The organism is Klebsiella sp. P1927 (assembly GCF_018204675.1).
Classification (GTDB): domain Bacteria; phylum Pseudomonadota; class Gammaproteobacteria; order Enterobacterales; family Enterobacteriaceae; genus Klebsiella; species Klebsiella pneumoniae.
Map to the genome: position 1 here is coordinate 885220 of NZ_CP073377.1, position 18074 is coordinate 903293.

Below are 18074 nucleotides of genomic sequence, written 5' to 3' on the forward strand. Positions count from 1 at the left end.
ATGGCTATTTATTGCGTTACCTATGATCTGAAGGCGCCGGGAAGAAACTACGATGAAGTTTTTGACTATCTAAAAAATTTTACATATTGTAAGCATCTTGAATCGTTTTGGTTAATAGATACAACTTTAACCGCAGCCCAACTGCGCGATGGACTTAAATCTAGGGTTGATAGTAACGATATTCTGTTTGTAGCTCGTTTACAAAGAGAATGGGCGTCAAGAAATTATCCATGCGCTGATTGGTTAAACTCCGAAAAAAGAAATTGGTAATGAATAAGGCCGCTAATTCTGCGGCCTATGATAATGATTATTATTTGTTAAGCGTTTTATTGATTTTCTTTTTGAATATCCAAGATATACGGTTCGAAACGTATCACTTCCTCACCCAGCCAGTCATTAAGCTCCTGCAGTCGCTTTTGCAACGGTATCAGCTCGTTGCGGACAAAGACACGACTGGCCTTTTCAACGTCACCAAAACCGCCGGTATTGTTGGGAATAATGCCCATCATCTGCGGGGGGACACGGTGCGCTGCCATCATGTCATCCCGGCTGACGTTTTTGATATTCAGAAACTCATCCTTTGCCGCTACTTCTGACAGTGGGATGATCTGGATGCCGTCCTTTTTTCCGTTGGGCGAGTACATAAACAGGTTGCGGAAGTTGCCCGGTCCTTTGGCGCTTTTCATCGCATGGCGGATGTTGTTCACGTCCTCCTGGTTCTGCGCCGCGTCGGTCATGTACATGATAAATCCTGCGTGGCTGCCGTTGAGATAATACTTCCGGCGGAACAGGGTTGCGGATTCGTTGAGCAGGGTTGACGGGATGGCCGAAAGATAGCCGGGCAGCCCGTAAATTTCCTGGTTAATGTCTGGCTCCAGCAGATGAAAAATGCTTCCCGGCGTAAATTCATAGGGCTGGGTGGTCATGCCGTATTGCAAGAACCAGTAGGTGTCGAGGTGAACTCCGCGCCGCGTGTATTTCGCCAGGGTCGGCTCCAGTGACAGTACGCCACCGAGCCGGTTAGTGCGCTTTTCCAGATAGGCATTACCAAATACCAGGTAATCCTGCACAAAACGGGTAAAAGCCTGCTGGCTAAGCAGGCGGTGCGGGATGTAGGTACTGCTGAGAATGTCACGCTTAACGGCAATCGGTGAGCTGTGATGTACAGCGGCGCGATAGGTCCGCGCCAGCCCGTCAAAGCTCACCGGCGGCTCATACCAGCGGTCCATTTGCACACATTCTACGTAGTCCAGAAGTTCGCGGCGGTCTAGAACCGGAATGGGATCGCCAAAGCTGAACGCCTGGGTAGTCGCTGCATCATTGGGTTGTACGTCAGGTGGCATCGCATCCTGTGCGGTATTCTCAGTCATCAAAAAATCTCCACAATGTTGCTGGTATTGGCGGCTTCGCCCTGCAGCGGTTCATTAAATAGTGCGTGCATCGTTGCCCAGGCCAGATCTGCGTGGCTGGCTTCTTCGCTGCGGCTGGCTTCATAGGTTGGACGGTTGCCGCTGGCGGTGGTGGCCCGGCGGATAGCCATGAATGACTGCGCGATGTCGGTATGACCGGCGTCAAACTCAATGCGGCGGTGGCTGATGATGTCGTATGCCTTGAGCACCAGGGCGTTTTTGACGTTGGGGTTATAGACAAACTCCCGGACGGCAGGGAAAAAGCCTTTGACGTTCTCATAAACGCCGTGACCGACGCCGGTGGAGTCAATGCCGATATAGGTCACGTTGTATTGCAGTGTTAGCTGGCGGATGGCTTCTGCCTGGGCGCGGAAGTCCATTCCCCGCCACTGGTGGCGCTCCAGTATGCGGAACTTGCCGCCGGGAACGGATGGTGGGGCGATAACGACGCACCCGGCGCTGTCACCGTTCTGGGTGCCTTTCGCAGGGTCATATCCGATCCACACCTCGCCCCAGCCAAACGGACGCAGCGCCAGTGCATGAAAATCTTCCCAGACCTCCCAGCTGTCCACCATGCAGGCCTGCAGGTCGGAAAGCGGGAACACGGACGCGAGATCGTCAATAAATTCACACATCAGCAGGTTCTGGTATTCGTCCGGGCTGTATTCCAGTCGCAGCTGGTCGAGGTCGAACAGGTTACAGCCCCCGCGCACGGCATCTTCCACCGTCACAATCTGCCGGAACTGACCATCAGCACAAAGCAGGCCAGCCGCCAGCGCCGAGTGGGTAAGGTCGATATCCACACGGTCCGTTTTTGAGCGACCACGGTTATACAGCGCGCCAGACCAGAAGGGATAGGCGCTGTGTGTCAGGCTGGACGGGGTGGAAAAATAGGTTTGCCGCCACTTTTTGTGCAGCGCCATACCCGAGGCGACTTTTCGCAGCTCCTGGAATTTCGGTATCCAGAAATATTCATCAAGGTACAGGTTGCCGTGGTAGCTCTGCGCGGTGCGGGCATTGGTCCCCAGAAAATAGAGCGTGGCACCGTTTGGCAGGACCATCGGATCGCCTTTAAGCTCTACATCGACCTCTTTGGCAAACTCAATGATGTACTGCTTAAACACGTGCGCCTGAGCTTTACTTGCTGACAGGAAAATTTGGTTGCGGCCAGTCACCAGCGCATCGATCAGTGCCTCACGCGCAAAGTAATACGTTGCCCCGATTTGGCGGGACTTCAGCACGTTGCGGATACGATGCTTTATCCCTGCTTCCCACCAGTGGCGCTGATATTCGAACATGCCAGCGCGGAAAATCTCTTCCAGCTTTTCGATCTGTTTGTCGCTGAACAGGTTTTTTTCAGGTGGTTTGCGGGGGCCGCGGTTGCGGTTTTCCACGTTCGGGTTTAAATCGGCCTCGTTGCCGCCGTTGTTAAATTTTCCGATGCGAGCGTGGCGCTCGGACTGGCGCGCCAGCAGGTCAATTTCCTTAAAATCCTTCCCTTCTTTTTGCTCCTTCATGATCAGCTGGCAGTACCGCGCGGCCGTGGTGAGCTGCATCTGGTCAAGCGGACCATAGCTGCCCCACTTATCGCGTTTTTTCCAGCTGTGAACGGTTGCGGCTTTCTCGCCCAGCATTTCTGCAATGCGGGCTATGCGGTATCCCTGAAAATACAGCAGTAGTGCCTGCCGACGGGGATCGAGCTCTGCGGGGGTCATCGTTTCCATGGGACAAACATACGGGCTTGCCCTGAGCCTTTCCCCGGCTGGCTTTTGTGTGGTTTACCGCACAAGGTCTGCGCGTTGTTTCGCCCCCTCCATCACAGCAACCATAAGGCCTCACTGAGTTATTTGATGGAGTCGCTCAAATGGCAGTTAAAGCAAAACGCTTCCGCATTGGTGTGGAAGGGGCAACAACCGACGGGCGCACCATTGAGCGCGCCTGGCTGGAGCAGATGGCGGCCAGTTATAACCCGCAGGTCTATACGGCGCTGATTAATCTGGAACATATCAAGGGCTACACCCCGGACAGTCCATTCCGCCGTTTCGGGACCGTGGATAAGCTGGAGGCTGAAGAAATTGCGGATGGCCCGCTGAAGGGGAAAATGGCCCTGTATGCGTGGATCACCCCGTCAGCTGATCTGGTGGCGTATACCCGCAAGCTGCAAAAGCTGTTCACCTCCATGGAGGTCAATACCAGTTTTGCTGATACCGGCAAAGCGTACCTGGTTGGCCTGGCAGCGACTGACGACCCGGCAAGCCTGGGTACAGAAATGCTGCAGTTTAGCGCCAGCGCCAAAAGCAACCCGCTGGCAGGACGCAAGCAGAGCCCGGAAAACCTCTTTACCGCCGCAGAAGAGACGCTGATCGAGTGGGAAGAGGTCCAGGGCGAAAAAACCTCCCTCTTTGCCCGCGTCACCGCGATGTTTACCAAAAAAGAGCAAACCGATGATGCGCGTTTTTCTGATGTGCATCGTGCCGTTGAGCTGGTCGCCACCGAGCAGCAGAACCTGAGCGAACGCACCGAGCAATCCCTGTCCGCGCAGGATAAGCGCCTTGCTGCGCTGGAAACATCCCTGCAGGAGCAGCAGACCGCTTTTGCGGAACTGGAGCAGCAACTGCAACAGGAAGACAGCCGCAAAGATTATCGCCAGCGCGCGCCGGGCGGTAACGCGCCGGCAGGCACCCTGACCAATTGCTGATGGAGCATAAGAACCAATGAAAAAGAAAACACGTTTTGCCTTTAACGCCTACCTGCAGCAGCTGGCGCGCCTGAATGGCGTAGAAGTTGAGGAGCTGTCCAGCAAGTTCACCGTGGAGCCGTCTGTGCAGCAGACGCTGGAAGACCAGATCCAGCAGTCCGCCGCATTCCTGACCATGATTAACATCATTGGGGTGACTGAGCAATCAGGCCAGCTGCTGGGTCTGGGCGTCGGTAGCACCATTGCCGGGACGACTGACACGACCACGAAGGAACGCGAACCAACCGATCCGACGGTCATGGTTGATGTTGAGTACAAGTGCGAGCAGACCAACTTTGATACAGTGCTGACCTACGCAAAACTTGACCTGTGGGCGAAATTCCAGGATTTCCAGGTGCGCATCCGTAACGCCATCGTCAAGCGCCAGGCGCTGGACCGCATCATGATCGGGTTCAACGGTGTGAAGCGTGCCAAAACCTCAAACCGTGTCGATAACCCGCTGCTGCAGGACGTTAATAAAGGCTGGCTGCAGAAAGTCCGCGAAGATGCGGCAGATTGCGTGATGGGCAGCACCACGGCAGAAGATGGCACTACCACCGCAGACCCGGTGAAGGTAGGCAAGGGCGGTAAATATGCCAACCTGGATGCACTGGTGATGGATGCCGTTAATGAGCTGATTGACCCGGTTTTCCAGGATGATGCTGATCTGGTCGTGATCTGTGGTCGTGAGCTGCTGTCTGACAAGTATTTCCCGCTGGTCAATAAGGAGCAGGAAAACAGTGAAAAGCTGGCCGCTGATCTGATTATCAGTCAGAAACGCATGGGTGGCCTGCAGGCTGTCCGCGCCCCGTCATTCCCGGCTAATGCCGTGCTGATCACCCGTCTGGATAACCTGTCCATCTACTGGCAGGAAGATACCCGCCGCCGTTCGGTCATTGATAACCCGAAACGCGATCGCATCGAAAACTTCGAATCCGTCAACGAGGCGTATGTGGTGGAGGATTACCGCTGCGTGGCACTGGTGGAAAACATCAGTATTGGCGATTTCAGCGCCGGAGAAGGGGAGTAACGCATGAGCCTGAGTCCCGCACGGCAGCACCGCCTGCGCGTTCAGGCTGAACAGGCCGCCCGTCAGGGCGGCAGTGTTCGCCATGCGTCGGGGTATGACCTGATGCTGCTGCAGCTGGCGGAGGACCGCCGCCGCCTCAAGGGGGTGCAGTCCACAGTGAAAAAGGCACAAATCAAGGTGGAGCTGTTACCCAAATATACCGCCTGGGCGGATGGTGTTCTGGCAGCCGGTGGAGCGCAGCAGGATGACGTGCTGATGTTTCTGATGGTCTGGCGTATCGATGCCGGTGATTTTGCCGGTGGCCTGCAGATTGCCGCGCACGCGCTTAAGCATGGTTGGGTGATGCCGCAGGCGCTGGGCCGCCGCAACGTGCAGACCGTTGTTGCTGAGGAGCTGGCAGATCAGGCGGAGGCCGCGCAGCGAATGAAAGCTGAATTCCCTGCTGACGTGCTGCTGCAGGCGCTTTCGCTGACGGATGCGCTGGACATGCCGGACCAGTCCCGCGCCCGGCTGCATAAAGCTATCGCCGCCGTGATCAGCGAGTCCCGCCCCGCCGCAGCCCTGAACCACTACACGTTTGCGCTGCAGCTCGATCCCCGCTGCGGTGTGAAAAAAGACAAAGAGCGGCTGGAGCGTCATTTGCGTAACAGCCACTAACGGAACGTGCCCCGCGCACGGGCGGCACGGGATGGCGACAGGCAGCGCCTTATCAAAATCCCGTTCACCGCCCACCTTTTCAGGAGAAAACCCGCATGAGATTTGTTGCGCCAGAACAGGCGCCGGAACAGGCGGAGGTCATCAAAAACACCCCATTCTGGCCCGATGTGGATTTGTCGGATTTTCGCAGCGTGATGCGAACGGATGGTACGGTGACGTCGCCGCGTCTCGGGCAGCTTATCCGGTCTGCTATGTCGGAGGTCAACGCGGAGCTGTACGAATTCCGCAAGCGCCAGCAGTCGTTGGGGTTTCAGACCCTGGCAGACGTACCGGCGGAAGCGCTGGACGGCAAAAGCGAGCGCATCCACCACTACCATAACGCCGTGTATTGCTGGGCGCGTGCGCAGGTGAATGAGCGGTACCAGGACTACGACGCCACGGCATCCGGCGTCAAGCGAGGCGATGAGCTGGCGGAGGCCAGCGGCGATCTGTGGCGTGATGCCCGCTGGGCAATCAGCCGGGTGCAGGATGCGCCCCACTGTACGGTGGAGCTGATCTGATGAAAGTGCGTGCGTACCAGGGTGACACGGTGGATGCGCTTTGCTGGCGTCATTACGGGCGCACGCAGGGCGTCACAGAGCAGGTACTGCAGGCAAATCCGGGGCTGGCTGAGCATGGCCCTTTTTTACCTCACGGGCTGCAGGTGGAGCTGCCGGATATTGCGACCACTACCACGGTGCAGACCGTCCAGTTATGGGACTGAATGATGACGCTTGAACGGATCAGCGCCTTTATTACGTACTGCATTGCTGTACTGCTGGCGTGGATGGGCGATTTATCGCTTAAAGATGCCTCTACGGTGGGCGGTGTGCTGATTGGTCTGCTGATGCTGGCGATCAACTGGTACTACAAACACAAAACCTATCAGCTGCTACGCGGCGGGAAGATAACCCAGGGGGAATATGAATCCTTCAATCGTTAAGCGCTGCCTTGTCGGGGCGGTGCTGGCTATCGCCGCCACGCTGCCCGGTTTCCAGCAGCTCCACACCTCCGTTGAGGGGCTAAAACTGATAGCCGATTACGAGGGATGCCGCCTGCAGCCGTACCAGTGCGACGCTGGCGTGTGGACCGACGGCATCGGTAACACGTCGGGCGTGGTGCCGGGGAAAACCATCACAGAGCGACAGGCGGCGGGGAACTTCATCACCAATGTATTACGAGTTGAAACCGCCCTGGCGCGGTGTGTCCTGGTGAACGTGCCGCAGTACGTTTATGACGCCCTGGTGTCGCTGGCGTTCAACGTCGGCACGGGCAATGCCTGCAGCTCAACCATGGTGAAGTTTATCAATCAGAAGCGCTGGCGCGATGCCTGCTATCAGCTGCCGCGCTGGGTATATGTCAAAGGCATATTTAATCAGGGGCTGGATAACCGCCGGGGGCGGGAGCTGGCCTGGTGCTTAAAAGGAGCGTAACGAAATGAAAAAGAAATTTATCAGTGGGTTGCTTTCGGTGCTGTACGCGGCGCTGATGATTTTAAGTCTCTTTGTCCCCAACGGCATGGCCTCGGCGCTGGTCACCGCATTGACCTGGGTCGCCTGTTTGTTGGTCTGGGTGGCGGTGCTGCTTTGCCTGGCCGGGTGGTATGCGGGCGGCACTCATCGGGAAGAGGCAAAGCAGGCGCTTACGCGCTTTTTCAGTACGCCAGGAAACAATGTGATCAGATGGGCCAGGCGTTCACTGCTTGTGATTTTTCTCGCCTTTACGGGCCACGTTGTCACCCTGGCATTTTATCTGCTGACGCTGGTCGCGCTTAAGGTTCTGCGTGCGCAGGTTGTTGATGCGCAGCCGGTGACGGTATGACGCGCGCGCTGGCGGTAATTCTTGCGCTCGTACTGGCGGCGCTGGGCTGGCAGTCATGGCGACTGAATGAGGCCAGCCGTACCATCGATCAGCAAGGCGGGGACCTGAAAACGGCGGGCGACAAACTGGCAAAAACGAACAGCCAGCTGATCGCCCTGTCCATCCTGACCGAAACCAACAACCGGGAACAGGCGCGGCTTTACGCGGCGGCAGAAAGTACAAACGCGCTGCTGCGAAGCCGTCAGCGCCGGATTGAGGAGCTAAAACGTGAAAACGAGGATTTGCGCCGCTGGGCTGGTACTCCTTTGCCTCCTGACATTATCAGGATGCGCGAACGTCCGGCCCTCGCCGGAGGTGCAGCTTACCGTGAATGGTTGTCCCAGGGTGACGCAGTGCCGCCTGGAAAAGTCAGCGGCACGCACTAACGGTGATTTACTGACGGCGCTGGATGAGGCGGAGGCTGCCTGGTCAGTCTGTGCTGACAAGGTGGACACGATAATTTCCTGCCAGGAGCGAAACAGTGAACAAACCTCAGTCCTTACGCCTCGCCCTGAATAAAACCGTGGCGTATGTCCGGGACAACCCGGACAAGTTGCATTTATTCGTGGATAACGGAGCGGTGGTGGCGACCGGCGCGGCGTCGTTGTCCTGGGAGTATCGCTATACCCTTAACGTGGTGATCGTGGATTTCAGCGGCGATCAGGGATTACTGATGGCTCCCGTGCTGGCCTGGCTGATGGAGAATCAGCCCGATGCTATCCATAACCCGGAACTGCGTGAAAAGCTGTTTACGTTTGAGGTCGATATCTTGCGCAATGATATCTGCGATATCAGCCTGAATCTACAGCTGACAGAGCGCGTTATCGTCAGTGCTGACGGTGACGTGTCCAGCGTCGAAGCGGTGCCGGAACCGGACGAAATGTGGGCGGTGCGCCGTGGCTGAGCTGCAGGAAGTTGACGCCTGGTTAGAGGCGCTGCTGGCGGGGCTGGAGCCTGCCGCACGTAAGCGCATGATGCGGGAGCTGGCGCAGCAGCTGCGCCGCAGCCAGCAGAAAAATATCAGGATGCAGCGCAACCCGGACGGTACGGCATACGAACCACGACGGGTAACGGCGCGCACGAAAACTGGCCGCATACGTCGGCAAATGTTTGCCAAACTCCGCACCGCAAAATACCTGAAAGCCGCTGCCAGCCCGGACTCTGCCAGTGTCGAATTTGAGGGCAGGGTACAGCGAATTGCCCGCGTTCATCATTACGGTCTGCGTGACCGTGTGAGCCGCAGAGGGCCGGAGGTGCAGTATTCACAGCGCCGGTTACTCGGCATCAATGATGAAGTGGAGGACATTACGCGCGAGACGTTGCTAGACTGGATTCAAAAATGAAAGCAGAACCATTATTGTTTTATTATTTTTTGCTAATGAATGGTTGCCTGTCAATCCATGAGTCCCAATTAATATAATTGTCATCAAATCCTATGTGTTTCATTATCAATAAAGAGAGAAGTAGGCTAATACAGGATGAGTAATCCTTCAAATATATAATGCTGTCAGGATTGTTATATTCGACGAGCGCAATGTAATCGCCTTTGTGAAACAATGCGTTGCGAAGTGCGCAATAGTGCATGATGTTTCTTTGTGGTACAGCGTTATCTTTTTTTGATACATTGAAACCATAGTTTTGTAGAGTCGTTGTAATTATTTGCGGAGCTCTGGAAGGTGCATAATCATTTTGTATATATCTACATAGGGATTCAAGTGCAGAGAACGATAGGTAATAGTTTACATCTACATAGCTTATATTCTCTCTAAAAGAAAGCATAGATTTGAAGAAGGCTGTTCTAAATGGGTTTTGATTGGTCTTATTGTTTTCACTGAGTTTGTTAATGGCAAGCTTAATGAATGCTGACCTTCCATCTTTAGAGAAACAGTCTTCCATTATTATTTGTCCTGGGCCACGTTTCCTTTTTATATCTAAAGTTATGGGGAAGTCATCACCGAATGTTAAAGGGCTTTCATTCTCTTTGAGTGAATGGGCTATGATTACATTTTTTTGTTCAATAAAGCTTAGAATTGCTGAAAGATCAAAGAGAGCTTGAGAGAGATTTTTATTTGCGCTTGAGTTAGGAGTGAAAAAACCTGTAAGTATATAAGACTCTCCGTTGCATTTTTCTTTCTTGATCTCGTGAAGATTGTTGAAGCGAGGAGTTAATATTCCTAAATCAAATGTCATTTCTTTAGTGAAAATATACCCATAAATTCCAAAAGGAGTCATTTCTAGTCCTTACATAAAAATTTGTCATTGTATCGTTAATCATACACTTCATCTCCTATGCCCCAAGATAAATGTTTATGTAAGTATCGTCTACATGAATGCTCAATTAACCGAAATCATGCGCCTTATCACCAATCTGATCCGCACCGGCATTGTGACCGAGGTGGACCGGGACGGCTGGCTTTGCCGGGTGAAAACTGGCGACCTCGAAACCAACTGGATTAACTGGCTGACCTACCGCGCCGGTAAATCCCGCACCTGGTGGTGTCCGTCGCCGGGGGAGCAGGTGGTGCTGTTCAGCCTGGGCGGCAATCTGGAGACGGCTTTTGCGCTTCCGGCCATTTACTCCAACGCCTGCCCGCCGCCGTCAGACTCTGAAAGCGCGGACGTGACCGAATACGAGGATGGCGGCTGGTTCGAATACGACCCTGCCACCGGGCACTGGATTATCCGGGGCGTTAAAGCCGTGCTGATTGAGTCGTCACAGCTGGTTTCCTGCAAAACAGGGGAGCTTGTGATCGAGGCCGACACGACCCGTATTAACAGCAACGTGATCATTAATGGCGATGTGACCCATGACGGCGGGGAAATGACCTCAAACGGTATCGTTGCCGATAAGCATAAACACCCTGGCGACAGCGGCGGAACAACGGGAGGTCCAATTTGACGCTCTATATCGGGATGAACCGCGATACCGGCAAGGCCATTACGGAAACGGATCACCTGCGCCAGTCCGTGCGGGACATTTTGCTGACGCCGCAGGGTAGCCGCCTTGCCCGTCGGGAGTATGGCTCCCTGCTGTCTGCGCTGATTGACCAGCCACAAAATCGGGCGCTGCGCCTGCAGATCATGTCTGCGGTGTACGTCGCGTTGCTGCGCTGGGAGCCGCGGTTGCAGCTCGACACCATCACGATTAACAGCAGCAACATGGAAGGCTCAATGGTGATTGAGCTGGCAGGCCAGCGTAATGACGGTGTGCCTGTGTCCCTTTCCGTATCGACAGGAGCAGACAATGGCCGTTATTGACCTTTCCCAGCTGCCGCCACCGCAAATCGTTGATGAGCCAGATTTTGAAACCCTGTTGACAGAGCGTAAAGCGGAGTTTGTCGCGCTCTATCCGGCAGAAGAGCAGGAAGCCGTGGCCCGTACTTTAACGCTTGAGTCAGAGCCGATTGTAAAAACGCTGCAGGAAAACGTGTACCGGGAGCTGCTGCTGCGCCAGCGGATTAACGAGGCGGCACGGGCTGTCATGGTGGCTTATTCCGGCAGTGATGACCTGGATAATTTAGGCGCTAACAATAACGTGCAGCGCCGGGTGATCACCCCCGCAGACGATACCACCACGCCACCCACTGAGGCGGAAATGGAATCGGACGCGGATTATCGGCAGCGCATCCCGGCGGCCTTTGAGGGGATGAGCGTTGCCGGGCCGGTTGGCGCGTATGAATTTCACGCGCTGAGCGCCGATGGCCGTGTGGCAGATGCATCAGCATTCAGCCCGGCACCGGCGGAAGTCGTGGTGACTATTCTGGCCCGCGACGGTGATGGCACTGCGCCGGATGACTTGCTGCAGGTAGTTGGTGTTGCACTGAATGATGAGGCCGTGCGGCCTGTAGCGGACCGGGTGAGCGTCCGCTCTGCTGAGATTGTCCGCTATGAAATCGATGCGGTTCTGTATGTCTATCCCGGCCCGGCAAAGGAACCCATCCTCGCTGCCGCGAAAGAGCAGGGCACTGCATACATCAATGAGCAGCGCCGCCTGGGGCGTGATGTGCGGCTGTCTGCGATTTATGCCGCTCTGCATGTTCAGGGCGTGCAGCGGGTTGAGCTGATGCAGCCCCTGGCTGACATGGTGATAGATAAAACGCAGGCGTCCTATTGCACCGATTTTAAAGCAGAAATTGGTGGCTCTGATGAATAGCCTGTTACCGCCGGGATCGTCATCACTGGAGCGCAGGCTGGTGCAGGCCTGTTCAGGTATCAGTGATTTAAGCGTGCCACTGCGTGACCTCTGGAACCCGTGGAAATGCCCGGTGAAATTCCTGCCGTATCTGGCGTGGGCGTTTTCCGTCGACCGCTGGGAGGAAACCTGGTCAGAGAGGGATAAGCGCCAGGCGGTCAGCGATGCGTTCTGGATCCACCAACGCAAGGGGACGGTGGCGGCGGTTCGCCGGGTGATTGAAAACCTCGGCTACAGCATGACGCTTCAGGAATGGTGGGAGGTGGCCGACCCCGCCGGGACATTCCGCCTTGAGATTGACCTGAATGATATCGGTATTACCGAGACGATGATTAAGGAGCTGGAGCGGATTATTGGCGATGCGCGGCCGGTCAGCCGCCACATTGCCCGCCTGTCACTGTCAGCGGGGACCACCGGTCCGGTGTATACCGGTGCCGCATCGTGCAGCGGGGAGGTCATCAGCGTGTATCCGCCGGAATATACGCCGGATGAGGCCGCCCGTTATGACGGCGGCGGGTTCCATTCCGGGTCGGTCACCTATACCGAAAACCAGCGGGGAGAAGACTCACATCGCTATGACGGGCGCACTTTTCACGATGGCCGTGGCGTTTACGCAGGAGAATAACATGAGTGCAATTAACGAACAGACAAAATGGGAAGATGAGGTTTACCTGCTGGCGCGCGAAGACCGGGTGGAGGGCGGCATTTATGGTCCGTCAAACAAACAGGCCCGGCAGCTGGCGAACCGTACCCGCTATTTAAAAACCGCCGTTGAGTCGCTGCAGGACTACCGGGATTACACCTTCTTCATGACCCCGGATGACCCGGACGGCACCCTTGCGGGGCTTGCCGGTACGCCGGAGGGGAAACTCTTTCGCGTGGTGGTGCCTGACAGCGAGGGGCAACTGCTGGCCTTTATCTATTACCAGAAGCGCAACGGCCAGGCGAACCGGCTGAATGCACTGGCAAGTCAGCAGGCGATTACGTCCCTGCGCCAGCAGCTGGAGCAGGACACCGGCTCAGCGCTGGATGGCCTGACCGCGTTGCAGTCCGGTCTCCAGTCGCTGACGGCCGCCCTGATGCAGCTCGGTCTTGATGAGATGGCCGCGCAGGTGACCAGCATGGCCGCTTCACAAAAAAGCCAGTCAGACCAGATTCAGGCGCTGATGCTGGCGTTTCAGTCCGGTATGCGGGCGCTGGCTCTGGTGGAGGCCACCCCCGAGGAGGTGGAAAGTCATCAGCTGAGTAACCTCTATGCCTTCCAGGTGCTGGCCCGTCAGCTTCTCCCGCTCGACGGCTTCGACCCCTCAGCGGCAGGCAGTGGCACGGGAAACCGGGAGGCGCAGGCGAAATATCCGGGCGTGTTTGCCTTTGGTGAGCCGCGCGGTCTGATTCGCCTGGACGTGACCTCCGACAGCGGCGCACCGACCAGCAAGGACAACCCGGTTAACGGCACCTTAAAGGTGGACGTCGACGGGGAGATGTTCACGGCATACGTGTCCTTCAAGGTTCAGGGGGCGTCGTCAGCGGGGTACCCGAAAAAGAACATGAAATTCGAGCTGTTTGCCGACGCGGCGCATACCGAAAATGTCAGCCTGAAAATCGGGGATGTGGTGCCGAAGGATAAATGGATTTTCAAGGCGAACTGGATTGACTCGACCCACCTGCGCAATGTGCTCTGCTACAACCTGTGGCAGAAGGTGATGGCGACCCGCAGCGGCTGGCCGCGCCGGGATATTGATAACAGCTACGTGGGGAAGCTGGGGGCCAGCGCCATTGATACCGGCGCCATCGGCTGCCCGAAGGGGTACGCCTGCGTGCTGTATATCAACGGTGAGTTTTACGGGATAGGGGATTTTCTCTACAACTCGTCGCGCAAGGATTACAACATCGCCAAAAACAGCCCGGAGCAAATCATGATTATCTGGGACGGGGCGATTAACATCCCGGCGCTCACGGATAACGGCACCTGGGTGATGGACTCACCTTCGAAACCCACGGCGGAAACGGCTGCCTGCCTCGACCGCTGGCGGGACTTCGCGCAGTCCGCGCAGGACGCGTTTACCGCCGCCGCCGGTACGCATCTGGATAAAAACAACGTGGTGGATTTCTACGTCTTCCTCAGCTTTATCTGCGCCCCGGACTGCGTGCAGAAGAACACCACGTTTATCACCTGGGACGGCACGAAATGGTTTTTCATGCCCTATGACCTGGATACCACCTTTGGTCTGCATTACGCCGGGACGTCCATTGCCTATCCGCCAGACCTGAATCTGTTTGATAACGGCCTCGCCATGCAGGTCAACCGCACCTTCTGGAAGAAAGTCCGTACCACCTTCCAGGCGGAAATGAATGCCCGCTATGCGGAACTGCGGGATAACGGTCTGTTTTCACAGTGCGGCGTGCTGGAGCTGGCCCGAGACCTGCTGGGACGCTACACCCCGGAACTGATGCAGGCTGAATATGAAAAATGGCCGAATGTGCCCTCCCTGAGCATCACCAGTCTGGACCAGATGATGGACTGGACCCGACAGCGTATTGCATACCTGGACACTTTTTTCAGCTACCAACAGTAAGGACCCACCATGACCACGATTTTAGTCAAAGATGCGCTGCGGGCCTCCGTTGAGGCGGCTTCGGGCGGAAAACAGACGGTGCTGTATACCCCGAAGGGACAGCCGACCTTTGTGAATATTATCCCGAAGGTGAGTATCGAAAGCATGAACCCGGCGCTGGGGATTTCCGGCGTACATCCGGCCTTTAAGCAGGGCGACAGGGAAATCCCGTATCTGTATGTCGGAACCTATCAGGGATGCGTGCTGAACGGCGAGGTCCTGAGTCTGCCCAACGTGGATGCGAATGCCTGTAACGCAACCAGCGCCACCCTTTTCCCGTTACTGAAAGCGATGGGTAGCACCTGGCACGGCATGACGTCGGTCGAGTGGGCGCTGATGCAGGCGATGGCCGTGAAAAGCCGGTACAGTCCCCTGGGGGCCGATGTGTACGGCAAGTCCGCGCTGGATGCGACCCAGACCGGACGCCGTATCGACGGCAAAGAGGCGGGCGATTTGTCCTCGCAGTCTCCGCGCATTTATACCGGCTCCGGTCCGGTCTCTTATCGCCAGGACAAAAAATACAACGGCATCAGCGACCTTGCCGGAAACGTCTGGGAGCGTACCTACGGCGCGCGTGTGGTGGGTGGCGAAATCCAGCTCTACGGGACCGGCAATGAGGCCGCGCTCGCCGCCTCCGCTGTATTCAGTGCGCACGGCGCTGATGTGCCGGGCTGGTACGCTATCCATGCGGTGACCGGGGCCTTTATCACCCCGACGCACACCGGGAACACCACCACGGCGGACTATGTGGCCACCACCCCCAACAGCGTGCGGGCGGTGACAAAAACCACCGGGCTGGCTGACAACGAGTTTTATCACCCGGCCTGGGGCGGGACCTTCGTTCAGCCGCAGAACACGCTGCCGGAAGCGGTAAAGAATCTTCTGGAGCTGTATGGCGTATGGCCGTCCCTGACCGGTAAGGCGATTGTCCCGGCGGGGTCCACGGTCAACTACAACGCGGGCGCGACAAGCTGCATGCATCCGGTGCGCGGTAAGAACGATATTTTCCAGTTTGGCTTTGCCAACAATATCGAGGTGCTGAATTCCGAGATGGGTCTGCGCCCGGTGTATTACGCGCCCCTGAGTTAATCACGAGGCTGCCCCGCTCCGGCGGGGAAGCCCGCTATTACGGACTGCCTTATGAGTAAAAAATTCAGCGCCATACTGACCGCGCAGGGGGCTGAACGCCTGGCCGCTGCGGCGGTGAAGGGTATCCCCCTGGGTATCACTCACATGGCTGTCGGCGACGGGGGCGGCGTCCTGCCGGTGCCGTCCCCGGACCAGACCGCCCTGATTAACGAGCAGTACCGCGCACCATTAAACCGGCTGGTCATCGCCGACCAGGCGGCAAATGTTATCCGCGCCGAAATGATAATGCCGCCACAGGCCGGGGGCTTCTGGATACGCGAGGCCGCACTCTTTGACGAGACCGGCATCTGCCTGGCGGTGGCGAACCTGCCCGAATCCTACAAGCCGCTTCTGGCGGAAGGGTCGGGACGTTTCCAGGTGATTAATATCTGGCTGATGGTGAGTCAGACCGCCGATGTGCAGATGATTGCGGACCCGTCAGTCATCCTGGCGACGGTGGAAGAGGTCCGCCGGGCGGGGAACAACGCCAAAGATTATGCCGATGACATTGTTTCCACGCTGGAGAATGAGACAAGGGAGGCCATCACCTCAGCGGTCAGCACCGCCATTCGTGATTTCTGGGAAGCGGAAAACCCCGTCGGCACGGTCCGGTTTTACAGCCAGCATGTTGATCCGAATGAGCGCTACCCGTGGTCAACGTGGACGTATACCGGTGAGAACAGAACCCTCCGGGTGGCAAAAGCGGACGGTTCGAACGTCGGCGCCACCGGTGGCAGCGATACGGTCACCCTTCAGCGGGCGAATCTTCCCGCCGTGCAGATTGATGTAAGCGGGGAAACCAGCGAGCAGCCTGAGCAGAAGCTGACGACCACGCGCGGTGGTATTCACCATCATGGTGGTGTGGCCGGTAAAAATGACCCGTGGGAAATCGGCGGGGATGTGCGGCAGCTCTTTAACCCGAAAGAGCCGGGTGTGACGGATGATGCCGGAGAGCACGACCACGAAGTCACAGTACCGCCGCACAAACACACGACCAGCGGCAAAACTGACAACCTCGGCGAGGGTAAATCGTTCAGCGTGGTGGAAGCTCACACCCTGCTGATGTGCTGGAGCCGCGTTGCCTGAATCGCCAGGCGAACTATGACAAAATCAGCCCCGTAACGGGGCTTTTTTTCTGCCTGCGGTTGTATCAACCACGGTACAACGGGCATCAACGGCTTGCGGTGAGTGATTTCCCTACCATGGGTGAACCCCTAAACAGGAGATTCATTCCATGGCGCAAGACTACCACCACGGCGTGCGCGTTGTAGAAGTTAACGACGGCACCCGCTCTATCACGACGGTGAGCACGGCGATTGTGGGCATGGTGTGCACCGGCGATGATGCCGATGCCTCCATGTTCCCGCTCAATAAGCCTGTACTGCTTACCGATGTACTGACCGCCAGCGGTAAAGCGGGCGAGTCCGGTACGCTGGCCCGCTCACTGGACGCGATCGCAGACCAGGCAAAACCCGTCACCGTAGTGGTGCGCGTTGCCCAGGGCGAAACCGAAGCGGAAACCACCTCAAATATTATCGGCGGCGTGACTGCCGACGGTAAGAAAACCGGCATGAAGGCGCTACTTTCCGCGCAGTCGCAGCTGGGCGTGAAACCGCGCATTCTCGGCGTGCCGGGGCATGATACGCAGGCCGTATCCACTGAGCTGCTGAGCGTGGCGCAGAGCCTGCGGGCCTTTGCGTATATGTCAGCTTACGGCTGTAAAACCGTGGCAGAGGCGATCACTTACCGCGACAACTTCAGCCAGCGTGAAGGAATGATTATCTGGCCTGACTTCATAAACTTTGACACGGTGCTGCAGGCGGATGCGACCGCCTACGCTACCGCCCGCGCCCTTGGCTTGCGCGCTAAAATCGACGAGCAAACCGGCTGGCACAAAACCCTGTCTAACGTGGGCGTCAACGGCGTAACCGGCTTGTCTGCGGATGTGTTCTGGGATCTGCAGGACCCGGCAACTGATGCCGGACTGCTGAACCAGAACGACGTCACCACCTTGATCAGGAAGGATGGTTTCCGCTTCTGGGGTTCCCGCTGCCTCAGTGATGATCCGCTGTTCCAGTTTGAAAACTACACCCGCACCGCGCAGGTACTGGCTGACACCATGGCAGAGGGCCATATGTGGGCGGTGGATATGCCGCTTAACCCGTCGCTGGCCCGCGATATTATCGAAGGTATCCGCGCCAAAATGCGCAGCCTGGTGAATCAGGGCTACCTCATCGGCGGTGATTGCTGGATTGATGACAGCGTTAACGACAAAGACAGCCTGAAAGCCGGGAAGCTCTGGATCGACTACGACTATACGCCAGTGCCGCCGCTGGAAAACCTGATGCTGCGCCAGCGCATCACTGACCGTTACCTGGTGGATTTCACCACCCGCGTAAGCGCATAA

24 protein-coding genes are annotated in these 18074 nt (G+C 56.7%); 21 read left to right on the top strand and 3 right to left on the bottom strand.

What is annotated here, in order from left to right; genetic code table 11:
- The gene (locus KB892_RS04570) at positions 1-270 is read left to right on the top strand and encodes a hypothetical protein (protein ID WP_024940854.1); all 270 of its coding nucleotides are present in this window, start codon (positions 1-3) and stop codon (positions 268-270) included.
- A 56-nt stretch (positions 271-326) separates the two neighbouring features.
- Here the strand turns inward: KB892_RS04570 and KB892_RS04575 are convergent, their stop codons facing one another.
- Both KB892_RS04575 and KB892_RS04580 read right to left on the bottom strand, forming a co-directional pair.
- Positions 327-1343 carry a phage portal protein gene (locus KB892_RS04575; RefSeq protein ID WP_085955120.1) on the bottom strand — a complete coding sequence of 339 codons (1017 nt, stop codon included), beginning with the start codon at positions 1341-1343 and terminating at the stop codon, positions 327-329.
- Between the two features lie 26 nt (positions 1344-1369).
- Positions 1370-3133 carry a terminase ATPase subunit family protein gene (locus tag KB892_RS04580; RefSeq protein ID WP_019405037.1) on the bottom strand — a complete coding sequence of 588 codons (1764 nt, stop codon included), beginning with the start codon at positions 3131-3133 and terminating at the stop codon, positions 1370-1372.
- A 140-nt stretch (positions 3134-3273) separates the two neighbouring features.
- Between KB892_RS04580 and KB892_RS04585 the strand changes: the two genes are divergently transcribed.
- The 12 genes from KB892_RS04585 to KB892_RS04640 all read left to right on the top strand — a co-directional run bounded on the left by KB892_RS04585 (position 3274) and on the right by KB892_RS04640 (position 9075).
- Positions 3274-4107, top strand: coding sequence for a GPO family capsid scaffolding protein (locus KB892_RS04585; protein ID WP_004151004.1), 834 nt, complete (start codon positions 3274-3276; stop codon positions 4105-4107).
- 16 nt (positions 4108-4123) lie between these two features.
- The gene (locus KB892_RS04590; RefSeq protein ID WP_004151003.1) at positions 4124-5176 is read left to right on the top strand and encodes a phage major capsid protein, P2 family; all 1053 of its coding nucleotides are present in this window, start codon (positions 4124-4126) and stop codon (positions 5174-5176) included.
- A gap of 3 nt (positions 5177-5179) precedes the next feature.
- Positions 5180-5833, top strand: coding sequence for a phage terminase small subunit (gene gpM, locus KB892_RS04595; RefSeq protein ID WP_004134644.1), 654 nt, complete (start codon positions 5180-5182; stop codon positions 5831-5833).
- 95 nt (positions 5834-5928) lie between these two features.
- Positions 5929-6393 (top strand): head completion/stabilization protein, encoded by a 465-nt coding sequence (locus KB892_RS04600; RefSeq protein WP_004151002.1) that lies wholly within the window; start codon positions 5929-5931, stop codon positions 6391-6393.
- Positions 6393-6596: a tail protein X gene (locus KB892_RS04605; protein ID WP_004151001.1), complete on the top strand. Its 204-nt coding sequence runs from the start codon at positions 6393-6395 to the stop codon at positions 6594-6596. Before KB892_RS04600 ends, KB892_RS04605 begins: the two co-directional genes overlap by 1 nt.
- Before the next feature lie 3 nt (positions 6597-6599).
- On the top strand, positions 6600-6815 hold the full coding sequence (locus KB892_RS04610) for an HP1 family phage holin (protein ID WP_004134639.1): 216 nt from the start codon (positions 6600-6602) through the stop codon (positions 6813-6815).
- Entirely contained in the window at positions 6796-7305 is a 510-nt protein-coding gene (locus KB892_RS04615; protein WP_004151000.1) for a lysozyme, read from the top strand. Before KB892_RS04610 ends, KB892_RS04615 begins: the two co-directional genes overlap by 20 nt.
- Before the next feature lie 4 nt (positions 7306-7309).
- On the top strand, positions 7310-7693 hold the full coding sequence (locus tag KB892_RS04620; RefSeq protein WP_004150999.1) for a DNZ54_00345 family protein: 384 nt from the start codon (positions 7310-7312) through the stop codon (positions 7691-7693).
- Entirely contained in the window at positions 7690-8118 is a 429-nt protein-coding gene (gene lysB, locus KB892_RS04625; protein WP_004150998.1) for an Rz-like lysis system protein LysB, read from the top strand. The genes KB892_RS04620 and lysB overlap by 4 nt, the downstream gene beginning before the upstream one ends.
- Positions 8006-8251 (top strand): Rz1-like lysis system protein LysC, encoded by a 246-nt coding sequence (gene lysC, locus KB892_RS31065; RefSeq protein WP_223174610.1) that lies wholly within the window; start codon positions 8006-8008, stop codon positions 8249-8251. Before lysB ends, lysC begins: the two co-directional genes overlap by 113 nt.
- A complete protein-coding gene (locus tag KB892_RS04635; protein ID WP_004150997.1) occupies positions 8214-8636 on the top strand; it encodes a phage tail protein in 423 nt (140 codons plus the stop codon). The genes lysC and KB892_RS04635 overlap by 38 nt, the downstream gene beginning before the upstream one ends.
- A complete protein-coding gene (locus KB892_RS04640) occupies positions 8629-9075 on the top strand; it encodes a phage virion morphogenesis protein (protein WP_004150996.1) in 447 nt (148 codons plus the stop codon). Before KB892_RS04635 ends, KB892_RS04640 begins: the two co-directional genes overlap by 8 nt.
- Before the next feature lie 22 nt (positions 9076-9097).
- On the opposite strand, the gene KB892_RS04645 is transcribed toward KB892_RS04640, so the two are convergent.
- The gene (locus tag KB892_RS04645; protein WP_004150995.1) at positions 9098-9964 is read right to left on the bottom strand and encodes a hypothetical protein; all 867 of its coding nucleotides are present in this window, start codon (positions 9962-9964) and stop codon (positions 9098-9100) included.
- A gap of 94 nt (positions 9965-10058) precedes the next feature.
- Between KB892_RS04645 and KB892_RS04650 the strand changes: the two genes are divergently transcribed.
- From KB892_RS04650 to KB892_RS04685, 8 genes are all read left to right on the top strand, one after another.
- The gene (locus KB892_RS04650; RefSeq protein ID WP_004150994.1) at positions 10059-10631 is read left to right on the top strand and encodes a phage baseplate assembly protein V; all 573 of its coding nucleotides are present in this window, start codon (positions 10059-10061) and stop codon (positions 10629-10631) included.
- Complete coding sequence (locus KB892_RS04655) at positions 10628-10990, top strand: GPW/gp25 family protein (RefSeq protein WP_004150993.1); 363 nt, start codon at positions 10628-10630, stop codon at positions 10988-10990. Before KB892_RS04650 ends, KB892_RS04655 begins: the two co-directional genes overlap by 4 nt.
- Positions 10977-11885: a baseplate assembly protein gene (locus tag KB892_RS04660; RefSeq protein WP_004150992.1), complete on the top strand. Its 909-nt coding sequence runs from the start codon at positions 10977-10979 to the stop codon at positions 11883-11885. Before KB892_RS04655 ends, KB892_RS04660 begins: the two co-directional genes overlap by 14 nt.
- Positions 11878-12549 (top strand): phage tail protein I, encoded by a 672-nt coding sequence (locus KB892_RS04665; protein WP_004152935.1) that lies wholly within the window; start codon positions 11878-11880, stop codon positions 12547-12549. The genes KB892_RS04660 and KB892_RS04665 overlap by 8 nt, the downstream gene beginning before the upstream one ends.
- Position 12550: 1 nt before the next feature.
- Entirely contained in the window at positions 12551-14500 is a 1950-nt protein-coding gene (locus KB892_RS04670; protein WP_004150990.1) for a CotH kinase family protein, read from the top strand.
- A 9-nt stretch (positions 14501-14509) separates the two neighbouring features.
- The gene (locus KB892_RS04675; protein ID WP_004200602.1) at positions 14510-15628 is read left to right on the top strand and encodes a hypothetical protein; all 1119 of its coding nucleotides are present in this window, start codon (positions 14510-14512) and stop codon (positions 15626-15628) included.
- A 51-nt stretch (positions 15629-15679) separates the two neighbouring features.
- The gene (locus KB892_RS04680; protein WP_004150988.1) at positions 15680-16753 is read left to right on the top strand and encodes a phage tail protein; all 1074 of its coding nucleotides are present in this window, start codon (positions 15680-15682) and stop codon (positions 16751-16753) included.
- A gap of 148 nt (positions 16754-16901) precedes the next feature.
- A complete protein-coding gene (locus KB892_RS04685) occupies positions 16902-18074 on the top strand; it encodes a phage tail sheath protein (protein WP_004150987.1) in 1173 nt (390 codons plus the stop codon).

Bases quoted from the DNA above. Each gene is read 5' to 3' on its own strand.
- KB892_RS04570 (WP_024940854.1), top strand. From the start codon at position 1: ATGGCTATTTATTGCGTTACCTATGATCTGAAGGCGCCGGGAAGAAAC.
- KB892_RS04575 (WP_085955120.1), bottom strand. From the start codon at position 1,343: ATGCCACCTGACGTACAACCCAATGATGCAGCGACTACCCAGGCGTTC.
- KB892_RS04580 (WP_019405037.1), bottom strand. From the start codon at position 3,133: ATGGAAACGATGACCCCCGCAGAGCTCGATCCCCGTCGGCAGGCACTA.
- KB892_RS04585 (WP_004151004.1), top strand. From the start codon at position 3,274: ATGGCAGTTAAAGCAAAACGCTTCCGCATTGGTGTGGAAGGGGCAACA.
- KB892_RS04590 (WP_004151003.1), top strand. From the start codon at position 4,124: ATGAAAAAGAAAACACGTTTTGCCTTTAACGCCTACCTGCAGCAGCTG.
- gpM (WP_004134644.1), top strand. From the start codon at position 5,180: ATGAGCCTGAGTCCCGCACGGCAGCACCGCCTGCGCGTTCAGGCTGAA.
- KB892_RS04600 (WP_004151002.1), top strand. From the start codon at position 5,929: ATGAGATTTGTTGCGCCAGAACAGGCGCCGGAACAGGCGGAGGTCATC.
- KB892_RS04605 (WP_004151001.1), top strand. From the start codon at position 6,393: ATGAAAGTGCGTGCGTACCAGGGTGACACGGTGGATGCGCTTTGCTGG.
- KB892_RS04610 (WP_004134639.1), top strand. From the start codon at position 6,600: ATGACGCTTGAACGGATCAGCGCCTTTATTACGTACTGCATTGCTGTA.
- KB892_RS04615 (WP_004151000.1), top strand. From the start codon at position 6,796: ATGAATCCTTCAATCGTTAAGCGCTGCCTTGTCGGGGCGGTGCTGGCT.
- KB892_RS04620 (WP_004150999.1), top strand. From the start codon at position 7,310: ATGAAAAAGAAATTTATCAGTGGGTTGCTTTCGGTGCTGTACGCGGCG.
- lysB (WP_004150998.1), top strand. From the start codon at position 7,690: ATGACGCGCGCGCTGGCGGTAATTCTTGCGCTCGTACTGGCGGCGCTG.
- KB892_RS04645 (WP_004150995.1), bottom strand. From the start codon at position 9,964: ATGACTCCTTTTGGAATTTATGGGTATATTTTCACTAAAGAAATGACA.
- KB892_RS04650 (WP_004150994.1), top strand. From the start codon at position 10,059: ATGAATGCTCAATTAACCGAAATCATGCGCCTTATCACCAATCTGATC.
- KB892_RS04660 (WP_004150992.1), top strand. From the start codon at position 10,977: ATGGCCGTTATTGACCTTTCCCAGCTGCCGCCACCGCAAATCGTTGAT.
- KB892_RS04665 (WP_004152935.1), top strand. From the start codon at position 11,878: ATGAATAGCCTGTTACCGCCGGGATCGTCATCACTGGAGCGCAGGCTG.
- KB892_RS04670 (WP_004150990.1), top strand. From the start codon at position 12,551: ATGAGTGCAATTAACGAACAGACAAAATGGGAAGATGAGGTTTACCTG.
- KB892_RS04675 (WP_004200602.1), top strand. From the start codon at position 14,510: ATGACCACGATTTTAGTCAAAGATGCGCTGCGGGCCTCCGTTGAGGCG.
- KB892_RS04680 (WP_004150988.1), top strand. From the start codon at position 15,680: ATGAGTAAAAAATTCAGCGCCATACTGACCGCGCAGGGGGCTGAACGC.
- KB892_RS04685 (WP_004150987.1), top strand. From the start codon at position 16,902: ATGGCGCAAGACTACCACCACGGCGTGCGCGTTGTAGAAGTTAACGAC.